Source organism: Caballeronia sp. GAWG2-1 (genome assembly GCF_023631405.1).
GTDB lineage: Bacteria > Pseudomonadota > Gammaproteobacteria > Burkholderiales > Burkholderiaceae > Caballeronia.
Genome location: NZ_JALQDD010000007.1, coordinates 244675 through 266866, shown reverse-complemented (window position 1 = coordinate 266866; position 22192 = coordinate 244675). Strand labels below are relative to the sequence as shown.

At 61.6% G+C, this 22192-nt stretch carries 22 protein-coding genes; 6 read left to right on the top strand and 16 right to left on the bottom strand.

The window, feature by feature from the left end; all coding sequences use genetic code 11:
* Window positions 1-120: 120 nt before the first annotated feature.
* The 3 genes from serB (at window position 121) to NCR98_RS06100 (ending at window position 1764) form a co-directional block, all read left to right on the top strand.
* Window positions 121-960: a phosphoserine phosphatase SerB gene (gene serB / locus NCR98_RS06110; RefSeq protein ID WP_250464522.1), complete on the top strand. Its 840-nt coding sequence runs from the start codon at window positions 121-123 to the stop codon at window positions 958-960.
* Window positions 961-1105: 145 nt separating this feature from the next.
* Window positions 1106-1372: an AbrB/MazE/SpoVT family DNA-binding domain-containing protein gene (locus NCR98_RS06105; RefSeq protein ID WP_250508936.1), complete on the top strand. Its 267-nt coding sequence runs from the start codon at window positions 1106-1108 to the stop codon at window positions 1370-1372.
* Complete coding sequence (locus tag NCR98_RS06100) at window positions 1369-1764, top strand: type II toxin-antitoxin system VapC family toxin (RefSeq protein WP_250525750.1); 396 nt, start codon at window positions 1369-1371, stop codon at window positions 1762-1764. Before NCR98_RS06105 ends, NCR98_RS06100 begins: the two co-directional genes overlap by 4 nt.
* A 165-nt stretch (window positions 1765-1929) precedes the next feature.
* On the opposite strand, the gene guaA is transcribed toward NCR98_RS06100, so the two are convergent.
* The 3 genes from guaA to guaB all read right to left on the bottom strand — a co-directional run bounded on the left by guaA (window position 1930) and on the right by guaB (window position 5949).
* A complete protein-coding gene (guaA, locus tag NCR98_RS06095) occupies window positions 1930-3513 on the bottom strand; it encodes a glutamine-hydrolyzing GMP synthase (RefSeq protein WP_250508934.1) in 1584 nt (527 codons plus the stop codon).
* 159 nt (window positions 3514-3672) lie between these two features.
* Window positions 3673-4461, bottom strand: coding sequence for a hypothetical protein (locus tag NCR98_RS06090; RefSeq protein ID WP_244827783.1), 789 nt, complete (start codon window positions 4459-4461; stop codon window positions 3673-3675).
* Between the two features lie 27 nt (window positions 4462-4488).
* Window positions 4489-5949, bottom strand: coding sequence for an IMP dehydrogenase (gene guaB, locus NCR98_RS06085; RefSeq protein WP_244827782.1), 1461 nt, complete (start codon window positions 5947-5949; stop codon window positions 4489-4491).
* 210 nt (window positions 5950-6159) lie between these two features.
* On the opposite strand from guaB, the gene NCR98_RS06080 reads away from it, so the two are divergent.
* The gene (locus NCR98_RS06080) at window positions 6160-7134 is read left to right on the top strand and encodes a DMT family transporter (protein ID WP_250525749.1); all 975 of its coding nucleotides are present in this window, start codon (window positions 6160-6162) and stop codon (window positions 7132-7134) included.
* Window positions 7135-7144: 10 nt separating this feature from the next.
* Here the strand turns inward: NCR98_RS06080 and NCR98_RS06075 are convergent, their stop codons facing one another.
* Both NCR98_RS06075 and NCR98_RS06070 read right to left on the bottom strand, forming a co-directional pair.
* Window positions 7145-7474, bottom strand: coding sequence for an RnfH family protein (locus tag NCR98_RS06075; RefSeq protein WP_244827780.1), 330 nt, complete (start codon window positions 7472-7474; stop codon window positions 7145-7147).
* Window positions 7471-7908 carry a type II toxin-antitoxin system RatA family toxin gene (locus tag NCR98_RS06070; RefSeq protein WP_244827779.1) on the bottom strand — a complete coding sequence of 146 codons (438 nt, stop codon included), beginning with the start codon at window positions 7906-7908 and terminating at the stop codon, window positions 7471-7473. The genes NCR98_RS06075 and NCR98_RS06070 overlap by 4 nt, the downstream gene beginning before the upstream one ends.
* A 115-nt stretch (window positions 7909-8023) precedes the next feature.
* Here NCR98_RS06070 and smpB point away from each other — a divergent pair, with 115 nt between their 5' ends.
* Window positions 8024-8473, top strand: coding sequence for an SsrA-binding protein SmpB (gene smpB, locus NCR98_RS06065; RefSeq protein WP_250464509.1), 450 nt, complete (start codon window positions 8024-8026; stop codon window positions 8471-8473).
* A 42-nt stretch (window positions 8474-8515) separates the two neighbouring features.
* On the opposite strand, the gene NCR98_RS06060 is transcribed toward smpB, so the two are convergent.
* The 3 genes from NCR98_RS06060 to ppsA form a co-directional block, all read right to left on the bottom strand.
* Window positions 8516-9445, bottom strand: a complete 930-nt coding sequence (locus NCR98_RS06060; RefSeq protein WP_244827777.1) for an SPFH domain-containing protein — start codon at window positions 9443-9445, stop codon at window positions 8516-8518.
* A 47-nt stretch (window positions 9446-9492) separates the two neighbouring features.
* A complete protein-coding gene (locus tag NCR98_RS06055) occupies window positions 9493-9924 on the bottom strand; it encodes an NfeD family protein (protein WP_250464507.1) in 432 nt (143 codons plus the stop codon).
* 94 nt (window positions 9925-10018) lie between these two features.
* Window positions 10019-12436 carry a phosphoenolpyruvate synthase gene (gene ppsA, locus NCR98_RS06050; RefSeq protein WP_244827775.1) on the bottom strand — a complete coding sequence of 806 codons (2418 nt, stop codon included), beginning with the start codon at window positions 12434-12436 and terminating at the stop codon, window positions 10019-10021.
* A gap of 431 nt (window positions 12437-12867) precedes the next feature.
* Between ppsA and ppsR the strand changes: the two genes are divergently transcribed.
* Window positions 12868-13686, top strand: coding sequence for a posphoenolpyruvate synthetase regulatory kinase/phosphorylase PpsR (gene ppsR, locus NCR98_RS06045; protein WP_244827774.1), 819 nt, complete (start codon window positions 12868-12870; stop codon window positions 13684-13686).
* Here ppsR and NCR98_RS06040 read toward each other — a convergent pair whose 3' ends face one another.
* The 8 genes from NCR98_RS06040 to bamA form a co-directional block, all read right to left on the bottom strand.
* On the bottom strand, window positions 13687-14466 hold the full coding sequence (locus tag NCR98_RS06040) for a TrmH family RNA methyltransferase (RefSeq protein ID WP_250525748.1): 780 nt from the start codon (window positions 14464-14466) through the stop codon (window positions 13687-13689).
* Window positions 14467-14469: 3 nt separating this feature from the next.
* Window positions 14470-15186 (bottom strand): ribonuclease HII, encoded by a 717-nt coding sequence (gene rnhB / locus NCR98_RS06035; RefSeq protein WP_244827772.1) that lies wholly within the window; start codon window positions 15184-15186, stop codon window positions 14470-14472.
* Window positions 15186-16352 (bottom strand): lipid-A-disaccharide synthase, encoded by a 1167-nt coding sequence (gene lpxB / locus NCR98_RS06030; protein ID WP_250525747.1) that lies wholly within the window; start codon window positions 16350-16352, stop codon window positions 15186-15188. Before lpxB ends, rnhB begins: the two co-directional genes overlap by 1 nt.
* A 9-nt stretch (window positions 16353-16361) precedes the next feature.
* Window positions 16362-17150, bottom strand: coding sequence for an acyl-ACP--UDP-N-acetylglucosamine O-acyltransferase (gene lpxA / locus NCR98_RS06025; protein ID WP_244827770.1), 789 nt, complete (start codon window positions 17148-17150; stop codon window positions 16362-16364).
* Window positions 17151-17205: 55 nt separating this feature from the next.
* Window positions 17206-17664 carry a 3-hydroxyacyl-ACP dehydratase FabZ gene (gene fabZ, locus NCR98_RS06020; protein WP_244827769.1) on the bottom strand — a complete coding sequence of 153 codons (459 nt, stop codon included), beginning with the start codon at window positions 17662-17664 and terminating at the stop codon, window positions 17206-17208.
* 396 nt (window positions 17665-18060) lie between these two features.
* Complete coding sequence (gene lpxD / locus NCR98_RS06015) at window positions 18061-19152, bottom strand: UDP-3-O-(3-hydroxymyristoyl)glucosamine N-acyltransferase (protein ID WP_250525814.1); 1092 nt, start codon at window positions 19150-19152, stop codon at window positions 18061-18063.
* 30 nt (window positions 19153-19182) lie between these two features.
* Window positions 19183-19722: an OmpH/Skp family outer membrane protein gene (locus NCR98_RS06010; protein WP_244827768.1), complete on the bottom strand. Its 540-nt coding sequence runs from the start codon at window positions 19720-19722 to the stop codon at window positions 19183-19185.
* A gap of 84 nt (window positions 19723-19806) precedes the next feature.
* Window positions 19807-22119: an outer membrane protein assembly factor BamA gene (gene bamA / locus NCR98_RS06005; protein ID WP_244827767.1), complete on the bottom strand. Its 2313-nt coding sequence runs from the start codon at window positions 22117-22119 to the stop codon at window positions 19807-19809.
* Window positions 22120-22192 lie beyond the last annotated feature (73 nt).

Genomic DNA, 22192 nt, shown 5'->3' with positions numbered 1-22192 from the left:
TTGGCTTTGGCTTTGGCTTTGGCTTTGGCTTTGGCTTTGGCTTTGGAACAGGCTAGCCGGTCTTCACTCGCGTGTGGCCCGTACAATGTCGGTTTTTGCGCCTATCACAATCCGCCTGCGATGAACCTCGTCATTCAAAGCCCCAGTCTTATCTCCGATGCGCATCTGAAGCCGCTCGCCGCCCTCGCCCGTTCGCGCGAAACGCAGCGTATCGACGACACGCTCTTGCGCCTGACCGATGCCGATCCGCTGCAACGCGCCGACATCGACGCTTATTGCGGCACGCACGCGCTCGACTACGCGTTCATCGACGCAAACGCTAAGTTGACCGACTTCGGCCTCGTCGCGATGGATATGGATTCGACGCTCATCACGATCGAATGTATCGATGAGATCGCGGATTTCTGCGGGCTGAAGGCGGAAGTCGCGGCGATCACGGAAGCCTCGATGCGCGGCGAGATCAAGGACTTCAACGAGAGTCTCACGCGCCGCGTCGCACTGTTGAAGGGACTGGAGGCGACCGCATTGCAACGCGTGTTCGACGAGCGTCTGCAGTTGTCGCCGGGCGCGGAACGCATGCTCGCCGGCGCGCGGGCAGCGGGCTTGAAAACGCTGCTGGTGTCGGGCGGATTCACGTTCTTCACCGAGCGGCTGAAAGCGCGGCTCGGCCTCGACTACACGCGCGCGAATACGCTCGAAATCGTCGATGGCAAATTGACGGGCAAGGTGCTAGGCGAGATCGTCAACGCGGATGTGAAGGCGCGCACGCTGCGCGAGACGTGCTTGGAGATCGGCATCGATCCGAAACGCGCGATCGCCATGGGCGATGGGTCCAACGATTTGAAGATGATGGCGGAAGCGGGTCTGTCGGTGGCGTTTCGCGCAAAGCCGGTGGTGAGGGAGGCGGCTAGTCTCGCGTTTAACTTTGTTGGGCTGGATGGGTTGTTGAGGTTGTTTTGAAAGCAAAGTCCGTAAAGCCGAGAAACGGCACCTCGGAGTGCCGGTTTTGTTTGTGCCAGTGGAAGTGGCAGCGCTGACGCTGTCTCAAACTCGATTGTAATGCAGTTTTGCATTACAATCGATCATCAACTGATGGAGGTATCTCATGAGCACACTGACGGTCACCGCGCGGGGCCAGGTCACGTTTCGGAAAGAGGTACTGCAGCACTTGGGTATCAAGCCCGGCGAGAGAATCGAGTTGAACCTGCTGCCGGACGGCCGGGCCGAATTGACGGCCGCTCAAACAAAGGGTTCATTTCGGGAACTGCGGGGCATTCTTAAGGGCAAGACGAACGGCGCTCGATTAACTGTCGAGGAAATTAACGACGCGATTGCCGCTTGTGGCGCGGCCCGAGGGGCTGGCAAGGCATGAAGGTGACAGCTGACACGAACGTCCTGCTTCGCACCATTGTGGACGATGACACAATTCAAACAACGCGCGCTGTCGCACTTTTGGATACGGCCGACATGGTGGCGGTTAGCCTGCAAACGCTATGCGAGGTTGTTTGGGTGCTGCGCGGCCAATACGGCGTTACTCGTGCGGATATCGCTTTCGCAATTCGCACGCTGTTGAGCACAAGCAATGTCGTGGTTAATCGTCCGGGCGCCGAGGCAGGACTTGCGTTACTGGATGCGGGCGGAGATTTTGCTGATGGGGTCATCGCCTACGATGGTAGCTGGCTTGGGGCGGAGACCTTCGTTTCTTTCGACAAAAAAGCGGTATCACTGCTGACGAAGCAAGGGCAAGCTGCACGCCTGCTCTAGCGGTGGCACTCCAGCATAGAGCTCAAGGCAGCGACGGGCTTGTCAACCCGTCCCCTCCCAAAAGCTTTGATCCCGCGCCACCCAAGATTGTTCAGCTGTCAGGGCATCGTCCGCCGGTTCGTAAAGGGTTAATTACCCGGCGATGGCCCATAAAGACACGTCGATTCACTCCCACTCGATCGTCGCTGGCGGCTTCCCCGAGATGTCATAAACCACCCGGTTAATCCCCCGCACTTCGTTAATGATCCGATTGGACACATGCCCAAGCAACTCATGCGGCAGATGCGCCCAATGCGCAGTCATGAAGTCCAGCGTTTGCACGGCGCGCAGGGCAACGACATACTCATAAGTCCGCCCGTCGCCCATGACACCAACGCTCTTCACCGGCAAGAACACCGCGAACGCCTGGCTCGTGAGGTCATACCACGACTTGCCCGTTTCCTTGTCGATGGTATTGCGCAACGTTTCGATAAAGATCGCGTCCGCCTGACGCAAAAGGTCAGCGAACTCGCGCTTTACTTCGCCGAGAATACGCACGCCAAGTCCCGGTCCCGGGAACGGATGGCGGTACACCATCGCGTGCGGCAAACCAAGCTTCACGCCCAACTCGCGCACTTCGTCCTTGAACAGCTCGCGCAACGGTTCGAGCAGCTTCAGGTTCAGCGTCTCCGGCAAGCCGCCGACGTTGTGATGGCTCTTGATCGTATGCGCGCCCTTCTTGCCCTTGCCCGCCGATTCGATCACGTCCGGATAAATGGTGCCCTGCGCGAGCCACTTGGCATCCGTGAGCTTCTGGGATTCCGCATCGAACACTTCGACGAACTCGGCGCCGATGATCTTGCGCTTCGCCTCCGGGTCCGTCACGCCCGCGAGCTTCGCGAGAAACTCCGCGCTCGCATCGACGTGGATGACCTTCACGCCTAGGTGATCGGCGAACGTGGACATCACCTGCTCGGCTTCGTTCTGACGCAAGAGGCCGTGATCGACAAACACGCAAGTCAGCTGATCGCCGATCGCGCGATGCAACAGCGCCGCCGCCACCGACGAATCCACGCCGCCCGACAAGCCCAGAATGACATGCTCGCTGCCAACCTGCTCGCGAATTTTCGCGACCGCTTCGTCGATGTAATGGCCCATCTCCCAGTCCGCTTTCGCGCCGCACAGTCCAAGCACGAAGCGATCGAGCATCGCGCGGCCTTGCACGGTGTGCGTGACTTCAGGATGCCATTGCACGCCGTAGAAGCGGCGGTCGTCGTCGGCCATCGCGGCGATCGGACACGCAGGCGTCGAGGCCATGAGTTTGAAGCCGGCTGGCAAGTCGGCGACCTTGTCGCCGTGACTCATCCACACCTTCAGCATCGCCTCGCCCTCGGCGCTCTTGAAGTCTTCGATGCCTTCAAGAAAGCCCGTGTGGTTGAGCGCAGCCACTTCCGCATAGCCGAATTCGCGCACGCTGCCGAGTTCGACCTTGCCGCCAAGCTGATCGGCCATCGTCTGCATGCCGTAGCAGATGCCGAGCACCGGCACGCCGAGATCGAACACAACCTGCGGCGCGCGCGGCGAGCCCGCCTCGGTGACCGAGTTCGGGCCGCCCGACAGGATGATGCCCTTCGGCGCGAACTCGCGGATGAAGGTTTCATCGACGTCGTACGGATGGATTTCCGAGTAGACGTGCGATTCGCGGATGCGCCGCGCGATCAGTTGCGTGACTTGGGAGCCGAAATCGAGGATCAGGATTTTGTCGTGCATGGCTGCGGCCAAAGGCTAAGTGAACGAATGGGTCTTGTGCCGGCTGCGCGCGAATCTCGCGCGAAGTCCGGCTGCCAATAAATCGACGGTCGGCGCAAAGGCCGACCGTGCTTGTCTTACTGCGGTACTGCCCGACGATGATCTGCCGTCTGCACGCCATCAGAGCGGCGTCTGGCGCACATCTGCACCGGTCAGCGGATCGACGCGTCTGCCCGTGACCGGATCGATATCGCCGCTGATTACAGGCTCGATGCGCTTGCCCGTCACCGGATCGATTTCGCGGCCACCGACGGGGTCGAACGTGCGGCCCGTGACCGGATCGACCGCGCCGCCGTCCATACGCGTGCGAGACAGCGGCGTCGCGGTATCAAGCGGACGCCCGGACGAATCGACCGTGCGGCCTGAAACTGGATCGATGGCCGTAGCTTCCGGCGCGCGCGCCAACGGACGTGTTGCGGTGTCCAACGGTATGCCTTGCTCGCGCTTGTCCGCCGCCTTCTGTTCTGCCCGCGTGGCCGAAGCCTTGCCTGCCGCCGCCAGACGCTCACGCCGCCGCACGGCCGACGACAAACGCACGCTGCCAAGACCTAGCACCATGAGCACGATGCCAACGAGCGTTGCGCTCACCTGCCCGAAGCCGGCCACTTCCGGCGTGCGCAACCCAAGCAGCCAGACCAGCACGATCACGCCGGAAAGCCACTCCACATGGCCCGAAACTCTTGCGGCCCGCGCCGTCAACGCGCCGTCGATAGCCGCGTGCAGTGAAAGCCACGCCAGTCCGAGCAACGCCACGCCGAGCAATTGCCCGGCGAAGGCGGGCTGAACGAGGATGGGGTCGAGTTGCAGCGCGGCGTACAGGCCGGTCCACGGCGTCAGCAGGAACAATACGCCGAACGCCAGAAAGATCAGCGCATTGACGATCAGCACGGCCCGCAGCAACGGTTTCATGATCGATCCCCGGGTTAGTCAATATGTTCAGTCGACGTGGTAATTCGGCGCTTCCTTCGTGATCTGCACGTCGTGCACGTGCGACTCGCGCATGCCGGCCGCCGTGATCTGCACGAACTCAGCCTTGTCGTGCAACTCGGCAATGGTGCTGCAGCCGCAATAACCCATGCTCGCGCGCACGCCGCCGATGACCTGGAACAGGATGGCGTTGACCGAGCCCTTGTAGGCCACGCGGCCTTCGATGCCTTCCGGCACGAGCTTGTCGATGTTCGCCGAGTTGTCCTGGAAGTAGCGGTCCGCCGCGCCGTCCTTCATCGCGCCGACTGAACCCATGCCGCGATACGCCTTGTACTGGCGGCCCTGGAACAGGAACACGTCGCCGGGCGACTCTTCCGTGCCCGCGAGCATGCTGCCCATCATGACGACGTTCGCGCCGGCCGCAAGCGCCTTGGCGACATCGCCCGAGAAGCGCGCGCCGCCGTCCGCGATCACCGGCACGCCGCTGCCGCGCAATCCTTCCGAGACGTTCGCGATTGCCGTGATCTGCGGCACGCCCACGCCCGCGACGATCCGCGTCGTGCAGATGGAGCCCGGACCGATACCGACCTTCACCGCGTCCGCGCCGTATTCGACGAGCGCCTTGGCGGCAGCCGCCGTAGCGATGTTGCCGCCGATCACCTGCACCTTCGGGTAGTTCTGTTTCACCCAGCGCACGCGTTCGAGCACGCCCTGGCTGTGGCCGTGCGCGGTATCGACGACGATCACGTCCACGCCCGCCGCCGCGAGCAGCTCGACGCGCTCCTCGTTGTCCGCGCCCACGCCCACTGCCGCGCCCACCCGCAGCTTGCCGTCTTCGTCTTTACAAGCGTCCGGATTCTCGGTCTGCTTCGTGATGTCTTTCACGGTCATCAGGCCGCGCAGTTCGAACGCGTCATTGACCACGAGCACGCGTTCCAGGCGATGGCTATGCATCAGCGCCTTGGCTTGCGCGAGCGGCGTGCCTTCCTTGACCGTCACGAGGCGCTCGCGCGGCGTCATGATGTTGCGCACGGGCTCTTCCATGCGCTCTTCGAAGCGCAGGTCGCGGTTGGTGACGATGCCGATGAGCTTCGCGCCTTCCACGACAGGAAAGCCCGAAATGCCATGCTGCTGCGTGAGCGCGATGACGTCGCGTACGCGCATTTCCGGCGGCACGGTGATCGGGTCGCGCACCACACCCGACTCGAAGCGCTTGACCTTGGCGACTTCGCGCGCTTGCTCTTTGGCAGTGAGATTCTTGTGAACGATGCCGATGCCGCCCATCTGCGCCATGGCGATGGCAAGCCGGCCTTCGGTGACCGTGTCCATGGCGGCGGACACGAGGGGCATATTCAGGGAGATGTTGCGAGTCAGCTGGGATTTCAGACTGGTATCGCGCGGAAGTACGCTGGAGAACGCAGGCACGAGGAGCACGTCATCGAACGTGAGTGCTTTCTGGATCAGACGCATGGCAAATCCTATGGGCGCAAAAGCAGATTATACCGATAGTTCCTCGGGCTTTCACTGCCCGAACAGCGGCTTAGCCCGAACGCACGCAAGTTATGGGCCGGGCGTGCGGGCGTTCCGACCGCTCCTGGCATATGCAGAATTAGACAAGACGTGGCTGGCGCGCGCCTTTACCCTCGCCTACATCGAATGGACTCGGGTCAGGGAGTCGGGATGCAGCGCGGTGTGATGTACGGAATGTCGGCCGGAGCAATCTGGGGTTTCATTTTTCTGGCGCCGCGGCTGTTGCCCGATTTCTCGCCGCTTGCTTTGAGCGTCGGCCGGTATCTGATGTATGGCGCCGTGTCGCTCGCGGTGGCGCTGCCTATCGCGCGGCGGTTGATGACCAAGCTCACGCGCGCCGATCTCCTCGCGCTCGTAAAACTGGCGCTCGTCGGCAACCTTCTTTACTACATGCTGCTTGCAAGCGCGGTGCAACTGGTCGGCGTCGCGCCGACATCGCTGATCGTCGGCATTCTGCCCGTCACCGTCACGCTCGCGGGGCGGCGCGATCATGGCGCGGTGGAATTGCGGCACCTCGCCGGGCCGTTGTCGATGATCCTGGCGGGCATCGCGTGCATCAATCTGGATGTGTTTCGCGACGTGTTTTTGCAGCATGGCAGCGTCGAGACGAGCAGCGTGCCGACACGGCTTGCCGGCCTCGCATGCGCGCTCGGGGCGCTCGCCGCGTGGACCTGGTATGCGGTCGTCAACGCGCGCTACGTGCAGGCGAACCATCGTTTCGATGGCAACGAATGGTCGGTGCTGTGGGGAATCGTGACGGGCGTGCTGGGCGCAATCCTCGGCGCGATCATGTGGATGTTGCCCGCAGGCAGCGTGCAGGCCGCCGTGTCGCCCGAACGCTGGCAGTTGTTCTGGCTCGTGAGTTTTGCCCTGGCGGCGGGCGGTTCGTGGGTCGGCAACATCTTGTGGAACGCGGCGTCCAAGCGCTTGCCGCTGACGCTGTCCGGTCAGCTGATTGCGTTCGAAACGCTCTTCGCGCTGCTCTATGCCTTTGTCTACGACGGCCGCTGGCCGCGCGTGCCGGAACTCTGCGCCATCGCTTTGCTGACTGCGGGCGTGAGTTGGTCGGTGCGTCAGCACAGCGTCGTGACGCCTCGCGTTAGCAAGGAAGCGCCTGCGCATTGAAAGGCGCCGGCTAACGCGAATCCTTCGACTGCCACTTGCGGCCTTCGATCGAACCGGCCTTGCGTGTCTTCGCCACCCGTCGCAAACGCGCGGTTTTTGGGTCGACCTTGAGCGGCCGATAAATCTCCACGCGATCGAAGTCCGACAACGCCGTATCGAGCGGCTGGGCCTTGCCGAACACGCCGACCTTTTGTGTCGACAAATCGATTTCCGGATGCTGCTTCAAGACCCCGCTCACTTCAATGGCCTCTCGCACCGTCGCACCTTCGCGCAGATCGAGGTGCGCGAGAAAGCTCGCGCCATCGGCAAGACCGTAGCAAACGTCGATACGAAGGCTCATTTCTTGCCGTACCGTTGATCCGCGCGCTTCACGAAGGAATCGACGAAGGTGTTGGCAATATGGCTGAACACCGGCCCGATCAGCTTCTCCAGAATGAGGTTCGAGAACTCGTAGTGGAGCGCGAACTCGATCTTGCAGGCGTCCGCGCGCAGGGGCGTGAAGCGCCAGTAACCCGTGAACTTCTTGAAAGGGCCGCTTAAGAACACCATATCGATACTGGTCGGACGTTTTTGCACGTTGCGCGTGGCAAAGTGCTGCTTGATGCCCTTGAAGCTGATGTCGATCTTCGCTTCCATGCCGTTCTCGTCCTGCCGCCCGATCTCCACGCCGCCGCACCACGGCAGAAAATTGGGGTAGTCGGCGACATCGGTGACGAGGTCGAACATTTCTTCCGCTGAATGGCGGATCAATACTGTTTTTTGGACGTCTGCCATAAAGGGCGCGGCGGGTGGCTTGATTGGGCGGCAACTGCGCTGGACGCATGGGATCGTCCCACAGACGGCGCGCTGCTAAAATTGTGATTTTAAACGAGTTGGGCACTTTCCATTCATGAGCATCATCGACAACAGAAAAGCCTTCTTCGATTACTTCATCGAGGAACGCTTCGAGGCGGGTCTCGTGCTCGAAGGCTGGGAAGTCAAGGCGCTGCGCGCGGGCCGCGGGCAGATCAAGGAAGGCTACGTCGTCATCAAGCAAGGCGAGCTGTACCTGATTGGCACGCATATCAGCCCGCTGCCCGAAGCCTCGACGCATATCAACCCGGACCCGGTGCGCACGCGCAAGCTGCTTTTGCATCGCGATCAGATCGACAAGCTCATCGGCAAGGTCGAGCAGCGTGGGCATACGCTCGTGCCGCTCAACTTCCACTACAAGGAAGGCCGCGTGAAATGCGAGATCGGGCTTGCTAAGGGCAAGAAGCTGCATGACAAGCGCGAGACGGAGAAGAAGCGCGACTGGGACCGCGAACGCGCGCGTCTCATGCGAACGGCCGCGCGTTGATTCCGCATGCAAAAAGGGGCGCCCCAAAGCGCCCCTTCTGCTTTAGCTCTTCCTGATGATGCCGCCCCCGCCCTCGCCTTTCACGATAGCGAGCGCCGATGCGATCATCGAGCCCATGTCGGACATGTTGCCCGGCACGATGAGCGTGTTGCCCGCCTTCGCGATATTGCCGAACGCGCCGACATACTGCTCGGCGACCTTGAGGTTCACCGCTTCCATGCCGCCTGCCGTCTGAATCGCCGCGCCGATCTTCTCGATGGCTTGCGCGTTCGCCTCGGCCACCGCGAGAATGGCCGCTGCCTCGCCCTGCGCCTGATTGATCGCCGCCTGACGCTCGCCCTCGGACTTCTGAATCGCCGCCTCGCGCGCGCCGGAAGCGATGTTGATCTGCTCCTGCTTGCGCCCTTCGGATGCCGCGATCAACGCCCGCTTCTCGCGCTCGGCGGTGATCTGCGCCTGCATCGCGTGAAGGATGTCCTTCGGCGGCGTCAGGTCCTTGATCTCGTAGCGCAGCACCTTCACGCCCCAGTTCGACGCGGCTTCGTCCAGCGAAGCGACGATGTTCTGGTTGATGTAATCGCGCTCCTCGAAGGTCTTGTCGAGTTCCAGCTTGCCGATGACCGAACGCAACGTCGTCTGCGATAGCTGCGTGATGGCAAAAACGAAGTTGCTCGATCCATACGACGCCTTCATGGCATCCGTGACCTGAAAGTACAGCACGCCATCCACCTGCAATTGCGTGTTGTCGCGCGTAATGCAGACCTGGCTCGGCACTTCGAGCGGAATCTCCTTGAGCACGTGCTTGTACGCAATGCGGTCGATGAACGGCAGCACGATGTTCAGGCCCGGCGTCAACGTCGCGTGATAGCGGCCGAGACGTTCCAGCACCCATGCGTGCTGCTGCGGAACGATCTTGACCGTGTTCACCACAATCACGATTGCGATGACGAGCAAGACTAGCGCGAAAATCATTTTCTACTCCTTGGGTTCTTGTTGATCGAGTTTCGACCGGTTTGCGCTCAGGAGCCTTTTGCGGCAACGACGAGCCGGCTGCCGTCGAGCGCGGTGATGCGATACCAGCGCGCCGTTTCCGACTCGCCCGGCGCCAGCACGATGTCCCACTGCGCGCCGCGATACATCGCCCGCGCGCGGCCATCGCGCCATTCGTCGACCTCGAGCGTCGCGCCGATGTCGAGATTCACCGCCGCATCGCGCGTGGCGTCGCGCCGCTTCCAGTTGCCGAAGCGCGAACGCCGCAACACGGCGACCGCGACCAGCGCGACGACCGCCGCCACGCCGAACTGCACGTGCGGCAACGCGCCCATTGCATGCGCAAGACCGCCCGCGATCAACCCGAGCGCGATCATCAGCAGATAGAACGTGCCGGTAAACAACTCCGTTACGATCAACGCACCGGCTGCGATCCACCAGATCAGTCCATTCGTCGCCATGCTCGTCTCCAAACGAAAACACCCCGGAAAGGTCCGGGGTGTTTTTTATAGCATGATGCGCCTCTCCGTCAGCACACGGAAAGGCACTGCCCACTTATTTTGACAAAGTAGTCGCCAATTGCTGCCAGGTGTCAATGATGGTGTCCGGGTTCAGCGACATGGATTCGATGCCCTGCTTTGCCAGCCATTCGGCGAGGTCCGGATGATCCGACGGGCCCTGACCGCAAATGCCGACGTACTTGTTGAGCCTCAGACACGTCTCGATTGCGCGCTTCAGCATGAACTTCACGGCTTCGTCGCGTTCGTCGAAGTCGGCGGCGAGCAGTTCCATGCCGGAGTCGCGGTCGAGGCCGAGCGTAAGCTGCGTCAAGTCGTTCGAACCGATGGAGAAGCCGTCGAAGAACTGCAGGAATTCTTCGGCGAGAATCGCGTTGGACGGCACTTCGCACATCATCACGAGCTTGAGGCCGTTCACGCCGCGCTTGAGCCCGAACTTGTCGAGCAGACCGACCACACGCTCCGCCTGCTTCAGCGTGCGCACGAACGGCACCATGATCTCGACGTTGTCGAGTCCCATGTCTTCACGCACCTTCTTCAGCGCGATGCATTCCATATGGAACGCTTCGGCGAAGTCGTCCGAGATATAGCGCGATGCGCCGCGGAAACCGAGCATCGGATTTTCTTCGTCCGGCTCGTAGCGCGAACCGCCGATCAGCTTCTTGTACTCGTTCGACTTGAAGTCGGACAGACGCACGATGACGGGCTTCGGATAGAACGCCGCCGCGATCGTGGCGATGCCTTCGGTCAGCTTGTCGACGTAGAACGCACGCGGCGACGCATGACCGCGCGCAACGCTTTCGACGGCCTTCTTCAAATCGGCGTCGATATTCGGGTACTCGAGAATAGCCCGCGGATGCACGCCGATATTGTTGTTGATGATGAATTCGAGCCGCGCCAGGCCCACACCCGCGTTCGGCAACTGTGAGAAGTCGAACGCAAGTTGCGGATTGCCGACGTTCATCATGATCTTGACCGGAATCTTCGGCAGTTCACCGCGCTGCACTTCGGTCACTTCGGTTTCGAGCAGGCCGTCGTAGATCTTGCCTTCGTCGCCTTCCGCGCACGATACCGTGACGAGCGCGCCGTCCTTCAGCAAGTCCGTTGCGTCGCCGCAGCCAACCACTGCCGGCACGCCCAATTCACGCGCGATGATTGCCGCGTGGCACGTGCGCCCGCCGCGATTCGTCACGATGGCCGATGCGCGCTTCATCACCGGTTCCCAGTTCGGGTCGGTCATGTCGGCGACGAGCACGTCGCCCGGTTGCACACGTTCCATTTCCGAAGGGTCGTGAATCACGCGCACCGGACCCGCGCCGATCTTCTGGCCGATTGCGCGGCCCGTGGTCAGCACGTTCGACTGGCCCTTCAGCTTGAAACGCATCTCGGCCTTGCCCGCGGCCTGGCTCTTCACCGTTTCCGGACGCGCCTGAAGAATGAAAATCTTGCCGTCGCGACCGTCGCGGCCCCACTCGATGTCCATCGGACGCTGATAGTGCTTCTCGATAATCACCGCGTACTTCGCGAGCTCGATCACGTCTTCATCAGAAATGGAGAAGCGGTTGCGCTGCTCGTGCGGTACGTCCACCGTCTTCACGCGGCCCGCTTCGCCGGCCTTCGTGAACTCCATCTTGATGAGCTTCGAGCCGATGGAACGGCGGATGATCGGATACTTGTTCTGCGCGAGCGTGGTCTTGAAGACGTGGAACTCGTCCGGATTCACCGCGCCCTGCACCACCGTTTCGCCGAGACCGTAGCTCGACGTGATGAACACGGTTTCCTTGAAGCCCGATTCCGTGTCGATGGTGAACATGACGCCCGCTGCGCCCACGTCCGAACGGACCATGCGCTGCACGCCCGCCGACAACGCGACTTCGGCGTGGGTGAAGCCCTTGTGGACGCGATAAGAAATGGCGCGGTCGTTGTACAGCGACGCGAACACGTGCTTCATGCGGTCGAGCACGTCTTCGATGCCGACGACGTTCAGATAGCTCTCCTGCTGACCCGCGAACGATGCGTCGGGCAAATCCTCAGCGGTCGCCGAGGAACGCACGGCGAACGAAAGCTCTTCGGGCGAGCTGTTCTGAAGGACGTCGAACCCACGACGGATTTCGTCTTCGAGACGCGGCTGCATGGGCGCGTCGACGATCCATTGGCGGATTTCCTTACCGGCTTCGGCGAGCGACTTCACGTCGTCGACGTCGAGCGTCTCCAGACGCTTCGCAATGCGTTCGGTCAGATTGTTGTGATGCAGGAAATCGCGAAACGCGAGTGCAGTTGTGGCAAAGCCCGTGGGCACGCGAACGCCGGCTTCGGAAAGCTGGCTGATCATCTCGCCGAGCGACGCATTCTTGCCACCGACGATTTCCACGTCGGTCATTCGCAACTGCTCGAATGGAACTACATACGCCTGATCCTTTGCGACATCGTTCGCAACATTAACTGCGTTAGTCATACAAGCCCCTAAGGTGGATGAAATTCACGATCGCACGAGTGGGCTCATATGCGGCGGCGCTCATTGGAAGCGCGAGACGCATCTCGTACAACCTGTTTGATAAGCCATCGCGGTATGGATAGGGACGTCTGAAACTGCTCGGATTCATGCTTCTTTGAAGCAAAAATAAGCGAAGCAACCTCGTTTTGACGAAAATCCTAATCAATCCATACGCAATTGCTTATCGAACAGGTTGCCGCTATTCTACCGTGCCATTTCTCAATTTTGTCCCGGCATAATCAGCAAATAGACGGCAAAATCGAGGTCTTTGACGCTCGATGGTTCGGCGGCGCACACCCCGAATCCAGTTACCTTAACACAGGCCTTTTCCGCTCCCGTGCTCGCGCGTTACCTTCGAGCACGTGCCTTCCAACTCGTTCCCCATATCGCCGATGCCGCCATCCGTATTCATCGTTTCCGACGGTACAGGAATTACCGCCGAGACGTTCGCGCATTCGATCCTCGCCCAGTTCGACCAGAAATTCCGGCTGGTGCGCGTGCCGTTCGTCGACTCGATCGACAAGGCGCATGCGACCGTCGAGAAGATCAACGAAGTGGTGTCACTGGACGGACGGCGGCCCATCGTCTTCACGACGCTCGTCGACAGCGCGTCGAACGAGATCGTCAAGGGCTGCAATGCGCTCGTGCTCGACATGTTCCAGACCTTCATCGAGCCGCTCGAACACGAACTGGAAATAAAGTCGACGCATGCCATGGGCCGCGTCCACCAGAACGCGGACACCGAGGAATACAAGAACCGCATCGAGGCCATCAACTTCTCGCTCGCGCACGACGACGGTCAATCCAACCGCAATCTCACGGAAGCGGACGTGATTCTCGTAGGCGTCTCGCGCAGTGGCAAGACGCCCACGAGCCTCTATCTGGCAATGCAATACGGGGTGAAGGCGGCGAACTACCCGCTGATTCCGGAAGATTTCGAGCGCGGCAAACTGCCGACGCCCTTGCTGGAACATCGCGAGAAGATGTTCGGTCTTTCCATCGACCCGCAGCGGCTCTCGGAGATTCGCAACGAGCGCCGGCCGGGCAGCAAGTACGCGGCGCTCGAAAACTGCCGTTACGAGATCAACGAAGCCGAATCGATGATGAAGCGCGAAGGCGTGAAATGGCTTTCGTCGACACACAAGTCGATCGAGGAAATCGCCACCACGATTCTGCAGGAGATCAAGCCGGAGCGGCCGTCGTACTACTGATCAGCGCCGCTGCTGGCGGCATTGTTCGAAAAGACAAATTGCCGCCGCAGCCGCCACGTTCAGCGATTCCATGCCGCCCGGCTGTGGAATCGTCACGCGATGCGTGACTGCATCGCGCCAGACCTGCGACACGCCCGCGCCTTCGTTGCCGAAGACCCATGCGAGCGGACCCACGAGATCGCAATCGTAAAGCGCGACCGCGCCATGTGAGTCGGTGATGGTCACGGGCGCATCCAGGCGCGCAATCAGGTTTGCCGGTTCGACATCCTCGAAGATATCGAGCAGAAAGTGTGCGCCCATGCCCGAGCGCAAGACCTTCGACGACCACGCGTAAGCCGTTCCCGGCGCGCAGAAAACGCGCGTGATACCCGCCGCCGCCGCGCTGCGCAAAATGGAACCGACGTTGCCCGCGTCCTGAATGCCGTCGAGAATCACGCAGGTTGCCTCGACGCGGTCGGGCAGCGCGGCATCGATCTTCTCAACGAGCAACAACATGCCAACGCCGCGCACGACGCTCGACAATTGGCCGAAGAGCGCATCCGGCAGCACGATCACACGTTTTTCCTCGATGCGCGCGACGATCTCCCGCGCTTCGGCATGGGAGAGCGCGCCTTCGGTCACGACGCAGGTTTCCGGCTGGCCGGCGGCGTCGAGAAAGGCTGAAGCGAGGTGGAGCCCTTCGAGGAGCGCGTGAGCGCTGCGGCGCTGCTGCGCGGTCGAACCGGCGAGCGCCTTTAGACGCTTGTAGAGCGGGTTGTCCCGCGAGGTGATCGATTTCAAGATTCAGAACGCGCGTGCATCGGGGTCGTCGTTGATGGTCGCGGCGGCTTGCAACACCTCGGGCGCGATGGCCGGCAGCATCGAGCCGAAACGGATATGCGCCTCGCGCACCGGCGCGAACGAACGCCGATGATGCTCGCACGGCCCATGCTCATGAAGCGCTTTCAGATGTTGCGGCGTGCCGTAGCCCGCGTGTGCATTGAATCCGTAGACAGGATGAACGTCGTGCAATTCCAGCAGCATGCGGTCGCGCGTGACCTTGGCCAGAATCGATGCCGCCGAAATCTGCTTGATGAGCGCGTCGCCGCCAATCACGGCTTCCGAGCGGATCGACAGCGTCGGGCAGCGGTTGCCATCCACTTTCACGAGCGTCGGCGCAACCGCAAGCCCTTCGACCGCGCGCTTCATGGCGAGCATGGAAGCATGCAGGATGTTGATGGTGTCGATTTCCTCGACGCTTGCCGACGCGATGCAAAAAGCAAGCGCGCGATCGACGATCTTCTCGTAAAGCTCTTCGCGGCGTTTCGCGCTCAAGGCCTTCGAATCGTCGAGACCGTTGATGCGTGGCTTCGCGGGATCGAAGATCACCGCGGCGGCCACGACCGGCCCCGCCAGTGGACCGCGCCCCGCTTCATCCACGCCACAGACGATGTCGAAAGGCGAACTGAAGTCCAGCCCGCTTTGGAGTGTCGCCCGCACCGCTTTTGTCTCACGCGCCATTATCCGGCTCTCCGCGTTTGCAGCACTCGCGCGACCGCGTCGGCCGCCTTCTGCGACGTGTTCTGACGCAGCGCGATATGCATGTCCGTGAAAATCTCCGTCAGGGTACGGCGGTTCGCTTCGTCGTTCAACTGTTTGAGCGTGGCGTCGGCGAGCGCTTCGGGCGTGGCGAAGTGCTGCAGGATCTCCGGCACCACGAAGCGCCCCGCGAGAATGTTCGGCAAGCCGACATAGGGCAGATAGCCCTGACGCTTCATGATCTGACCCGTGAGCCAGGGCACCTTGTAGGAAATGACCATCGGCTTCTTGAGCAGCGCGGCTTCGAGCGTGACCGTGCCGCTTTTCACGAGGATGGCGTCCGCGGCGGTCATGGCGGTTTGCGCACGGCCGTCGGTAATCGTCAGCGAGAGACTCGGATGCGCATCGACGAGCGGCTGCAGAAGCTCGCGCAGCGCGGGGTTCGCGGCCGGCATCAGAAAGCGCACGCCGGGCTCGCGCAACTGCATGAGTTCCATGGCGTCGAAAAAGGTCGGGCCGATCAGCGCGATCTCCGAGCGGCGGCTGCCCGGCAGCACGGCAATCACCGGACCGCCTTGTGCGATACCGAGTTCGCGTCGCGCGCCGGCGACATCCGGTTCGAGCGGGATTTCGTCGGCAAGCGGATGGCCGACATAGCTCGCCGCCACGCCCGCCTTTTCCATCAACGCGATTTCGAACGGAAACACGCACAGCATGTGATCGACCGCTTTCACGATCTTCTTGATGCGGCCACCGCGCCACGCCCAGATCGACGGGCAGACGAAGTGCACCGTCGAAATGCCCGCTGCGCGCAATGGCTCTTCGAGACCGAAATTGAAATCGGGCGCGTCGACGCCGATGAACACCGACGGCGGCTCCGCGAGCAGTTGCCGCTTCAGTTCGTTGCGAATGCCGAGAATTTCGGGAATATGGCGCAGCGCTTCGACATAGCCGCGCACGGACAGCTTGTCCATGGGCCAGTGGGCTTCGAAGCCCGCCGCAGTCATGCGCGGACCGCCGATGCCGCTGTAACGCGTATCGGCAGGCAACCTTTCTTGCAAACCTTGAAGCAGCGACGCCGCGAGCAGGTCGCCGGAAGGCTCGCCCGCGACCATCGCAATGCGTGGCGAGTGGGTGATTGGCGTCATCGGGCGCGCTTAGCGGATGATGCCGCGCTGCGACGTCGCGATGAAATCGGAGAACGCCTTGACCGGAGCATCGCCCTCGCCGCCTGCCTTGCCCAGATCCTTCAGTTGCAATTTCGCTTCTTCGAGTGACAAACCGCTCTTGTAGACGATGCGATACGCCTGGCGCAACGCCGAAATGGCGTCGGGCGTGAAGCCGCGCCGGCGCAACCCTTCGACATTAATACCGTGCGGCTCGGCCTTGTTGCCCGCCGCGATGACGAACGGCGGCACGTCCTGCACGAGCGCGGAAGCCCCGCCCAGCATGGAATGCGCGCCGATACGCACGAACTGATGCACGCCCGACATGCCGCCGACGATAGCGTGATCGCCGACCGTCACATGGCCCGCCAGTTGCGCGTTGCTCGACATGATGATGTTGTTGCCGAGCCGGCAATCATGGCCGACGTGCACGTAAGCCATGATCCAGCAATCGTCGCCGATGGACGTCTCGCCTTGATCCTGCGCGGTGCCGGTATGCAGCGTGGTGAATTCGCGGATGGTATTGCGGTCGCCGATCACGAGACGCGTGGGCTCGTCGCGGTATTTCATGTCCTGCGGGCGCCCGCCGATCGACGCGTAGTGGCCGATGCGGTTGTCGCGTCCGATGCTCGTGTGCCCTTCGAGCACGCTGTGCGAACCGACCGTCGTGCCCGCGCCGATCACGACGTGGGGGCCGACGATCGCGTACGGTCCGATTTCGACGGTATCGTCGAGTCGAGCGCCCGGCTCGATGATCGCGGTAGGGTGAATCTTGCTCATGCGCTTATCGCCTCAAGCTGTTCGTGCTGCCTGTGTCTTGACGGTGAACGCGGCCTCAGGCGGCCGTGTTCTTCACGGTACACATGAGCTCGGCCTCGGCAGCGGTCACGCCGTCAACTTCGGCGCGCGCCTTGAACTTCCAGATGCCTCGCATGTACCGCTCGAAGTTGACGTTGAGGATCAGTTGATCGCCCGGTTCCACCACGCGCTTGAAGCGCGCGCCGTCGATACCCACGAAGTAATACAGCGTGGTCGACGGATCGTGCGGTTCCTCGGCGAAAGTCAGGAGCGCCGCGGTCTGCGCGAGCGCTTCGAGAATCAGCACGCCGGGCATGACGGGCCGCGTCGGGAAGTGACCCTGAAAATACGGCTCGTTGATCGTCACGTTCTTCAGCGCTTTGATGCTCTTGTGCGGCTCGAGTTCGAGTACGCGATCCACGAGCAGGATCGGATACCGATGCGGCAGCAGCGTGAGGATCTTGTGAATATCGAGGTTGATTTTTTCTGTGCTCATGGTCGTTCTGCTCGCGCGCGTGTTGTGCGCGGAAATTGACTGCGGACGCGTTGAACGAATCTTGCGCCCGCCGGAAATGCCTTTGTGTTTATCTTCGATGCGGCTTGCTGCGTGTTTTGTTGCTGCCTCGATGATGGGATGGACCGTCGACGCCTTTTGAAACCGTTGAACCCGGCTCGCTTACTGCGCGTTTCGTTTATGCGCCGGCGATGATACGAACCCTCGACGCTTTTACACTGCTTTTACACTGCTTGACTCGGCCTGCTCACGGCACGTTTCGACGCTGCCTCGGTGAGAATACCAACCTCTTGCGCTGCTGAAATTGCTGACGTCGCCGGCTTACTGCCCGTATCAAGGTTGCCGGCCAGTGCTTTGAACCAGCGGATCTTGGCTTGCTTACTCCGCGCCGCCCGCGTCGCCCTTACCTGCTTTCTCGCCCAACGCCGTTTCGAGCGCCTTGATGCGATCACGCAGCTTGTCCAGATTGCGCACCAGCGCCGCGCTCTTGTTCCAGTCGGCATGATTCACCGCCGGGAAAGCGCTCGTGTACATGCCAGGCTTCGTCAGCGACTTGGAGACGCCCGACTGCGCCGTGACGATCACGTAGTCCGCCAATGTGACGTGGCCTGCGATGCCCACTGCGCCGCCGATCATGCAATGCCGCCCGATATTCGTGCTGCCCGCGATACCCGCGCAACCGGCGATAACCGTGTACGCGCCGATGCGGCAGTTGTGCCCGATCTGCACGAGATTGTCGATCTTCACGCTTTCTTCGATGACGGTATCCGCCATGGCGCCGCGATCGATCGTGGTGTTCGCGCCAATTTCCACGTCCTCGCCGATGTCCACCGCGCCCACCTGCGGAATCTTCACCCAGGTGCCGGTGCGAGCATCGCCTTCGCCCACGAAATCCGGCGCGAAGCCGAAGCCATCCGCGCCAATGACCGTGCCGGCGTGCACGATCACGCGCGCACCTAGTTTGCAGCCGTGATACACGGTGACGTTCGGATACAGATGCACGTCGTCGCCCAACTTCACGCCACGTCCGATGACCACGCCGGCATCCAGTTTCACGCGCTCACCGACGACCGCGCCCGCTTCCACCGTCACATGAGGCCCGATCACTGCGCTCGCCGCGACGTGCGCAGCCGGATCGACATACGCGCTCGGATGCACGCCGGGCTTCGAGACGGGCGTTGCAAGATCGATAAACGCCTGTGCGACGCGAGCGAAATAAGCGTAAGGGTTCGCCGTGACGATGAAATTCGTGCCCGCGCGATTGCCCACCTTCTCCAGATCGGCGGGCGAGATCAACACCGCGCCGGCGCGCGTCGTCTCGACTTGCGCCAGATACTTCTGGTTGGCGAGAAACGCGAGTTGCGCGGGGCCGGCTTTGTCGAGCGGCGCAAGCGCCTCGACCTTTTGCGTGCCCGCGCCGACTATCTCGCCGCCAAAGCGGCTGACCAATTCGTCGAGCGTGATCGCCATGCCTGATGCCATGCGTTCAATTACTCCGTGTCAGTTCGAGCTTGCGCCACTCGCGCCGCTCGCACCATTTTGCGTGCTCGCAGCCAGCGCCTTCAGCACTTGATCCGTGATATCGATGCGCGGGCTCACATACACCGCTTCCTGCACGATCAGATCGTAATGCTGCTGTTCCGCGATCTGCTTGATGACCTTGTTCGCGCGATCCAGCACCGCCGCGAGTTCTTCGTTACGACGCTGATTCAGGTCTTCGCGAAACTCGCGCTGCTTGCGCTGGAAGTCGGCGTCGAGCTGCGCTAGATCGCGTTGGCGCGCGGCGCGGTCGGTTGGCGCGAGCGAGGCGCCATTCTTGTCCATGTTGTCGGACATGGCCTTCATGCGCTGCGCCATGTCCTGCAGCGCCTTGTCGCGCTTGGAGAACTCCTGCTCGAGTTTCGACTGCGCAGCCTTCGCCGCCGCCGACTCGCGCAGGATGCGGTCGGAGTTGACCGCGGCGATGCGCGCTTCCTGAGCGCTCGCGCTCGCAGCCGCACCCAGGCCGAGAACCATCGACAACGCAAGCGCCAGCGCCATATGTTTCGAAAGCTTACCGGTTCGCAAAGTGTTCCTCACGTTACGTCGAAATGAATGAAGCCTCTGTTCTCGTCGCGACGCAGCTTAGAACGCCGTGCCGATCTGGAACTGGAACTTCTGATACTGGTCGCCTTCATGTTTCTGCAGCGGGAAGCCCAGGCTCAGCTTGAGCGGGCCGATTGGCGAGATCCATGCAAGACCGACACCATAGCCATACCGCAAGCCGTTCGCGCCGGCGCTCGTGCCGCCCTGATTCGGGTCGCCCCAGACGTTGCCGGCGTCGAGGAAGGTGAAGACGCGCAGCGTGCGGTCATAACCCGTTCCCGGCAGCGGGAACGTGAGTTCGATATTACCCACCGCCATGCGCGAACCGCCGATCGGGTCGCCCGTTTTCGCGTCACGCGGACCCAGCGAACTCGGCGAGTAACCGCGCACCGAGCCGATACCGCCCGCGTAGTAGTTCTTGAAGATCGGGTACGTCTGGCCGTCGAGGCCCTTGCCGTAACCGCCTTGCAGGTTGAAGCCGAGCACGAAGCCGCGCGCGAACGAGTAGTAATACTGGAACTGCGCGTCGAATTTAGCGTAGGTCGTGTTGCCGATAGGCGTGCCGTACTCCGCGTTCGATTGCAGGTAGTAACCGCGGCTCGGCACGAGCGCGCTGTCGCGATTGTCGCGCGACCAGCCAACCGTCAGCGGATAGTTGTTCACCACGCGACCGAATTCGTTCACGTAGTTGATGTACGACTGCGGCGTGGCCGAGTCGACGTCCATGGTGTTCTGCTCGGCGCCGACGCCGAAGAAGACCGTGTCCTGCTCGGAGAACGGAATACCGAACTTCGTGTCCGCGCCCATCGTCACGATCTTGAAGCTCGAATCGGTCGAGTAGTAGAGCGGCTGATACGTGCGGTAGTAGGCGTCCGTGATCCGCTTGATACCGTCGATGGTGAAGTACGGATCGACCTGCGTGACCGTCAAGGTACGGTAGGTCTTCGCGGTGTTCACGTTCACCGAGAGACTCGTGCCGGAGCCGAACACGTTGTCCTGCGAGACGCCCGCCGAGAGCACCACCTTGTCCGTCGACGAGAAACCCGCACCCAGCGTGATGGCGCCGGTCGGCTTTTCCGCGACCTTCACGTCCACGTCCACCTGGTCGTTAGTGCCTTCCACCGGCGTGGTGGTGACATCGACATCCGTGAAGTAACCGAGACGGTTGATGCGGTCTTTCGAGAGCGCGAGGCGGCTCGAATCGAACCACGAGCTTTCCAGCTGACGCATTTCGCGACGCACGACTTCGTCCCGCGTACGCGTGTTGCCGTCGATATTCACGCGGCGCACATACACGCGGCGGCTCGGATCGACTTGCAGCGTGAGCGCCACCGTGTGATGCGCCTGATCGATTTCCGGCTGCGCGTTGACCTGTGCGAACGCGTAGCCGTATTCACCGAGCTTGTCGACGACGGCCTTGGTCGAGGACTGCAGCTTCTCGGCCGAAAAGAGTTCGCCCGGTTTGATCTTGATGAGCTTGCTCAACTCGGCGTCGCGACTCAGCAGATTGCCCGACAGCTTGACGCTGCTGACCTTGTACGGCTCGCCTTCATGCAAGGCGACGGTCAGGTACATGTCCTTCTTGTCCGGCGAGATCGACACCTGCGTGGAGTCGATGCTGAACTCGAGGTAACCGTGATTCAGATAGTACGAGCGGACATTTTCGAGGTCACCCGTGAGCTTTTCTTTCGCGTAGAGATCGCTCTTGGTGTACCAGGAGAACCAGTTCGGCGTGGAGAGCTGCATTTCGCCGAGCAGCGTGCTCGAACTCACGGCCTTGTTGCCGACGAAGTTGATCTGGCGAATCTTCGCGCTCGGACCTTCGGCCACCGAGAACAGAATGGTGACGCGATTACGGTCGACCGGCGTGACGGTGGTGGTGACTTCGGCCGCGTAGTAGCCGCGCGTCAGGTACTGACGTTTCAGTTCCTGTTCGGCCTTGTCGAGCAGCGCCTTGTCGTAGGAGCGGCCTTGCGACAGGCCGACCGAGCGCAGCGCCTTGGTGATGGTGTCCTTGTCGAACTCGTGCAGACCCGCGAAATCGATGCTCGAAATGGCCGGCCGTTCTTGCACCTGCACGACCACGACATTGCCTTCGGTTGCGATTTGAACGTCGTTGAAGAAGCCCGTTGCATAGAGGGCGCGAATCGCTTCGGAGGCCTTGTCGTCGGTGAACGTGTCGCCTTGCTTGATCGGCAGATAGGCGAACACGGAACCCGGTTCGATGCGCTGAAGACCTTCGATCCGAATATCCTGCACGACGAACGGCGTAACGGCGTGTGCCGTGATACCCGTTGCGGCAAGCGCCGCGGCTACAGCCGTCTTAGGAACAAAGCGATGAGGTTTGAACAACGTGCTTCCCCAGTATTTAAAGCTGCATTCATTCCGGCGGTCGCTCGAACAACGCCGCCAGAGATTGTCAAAG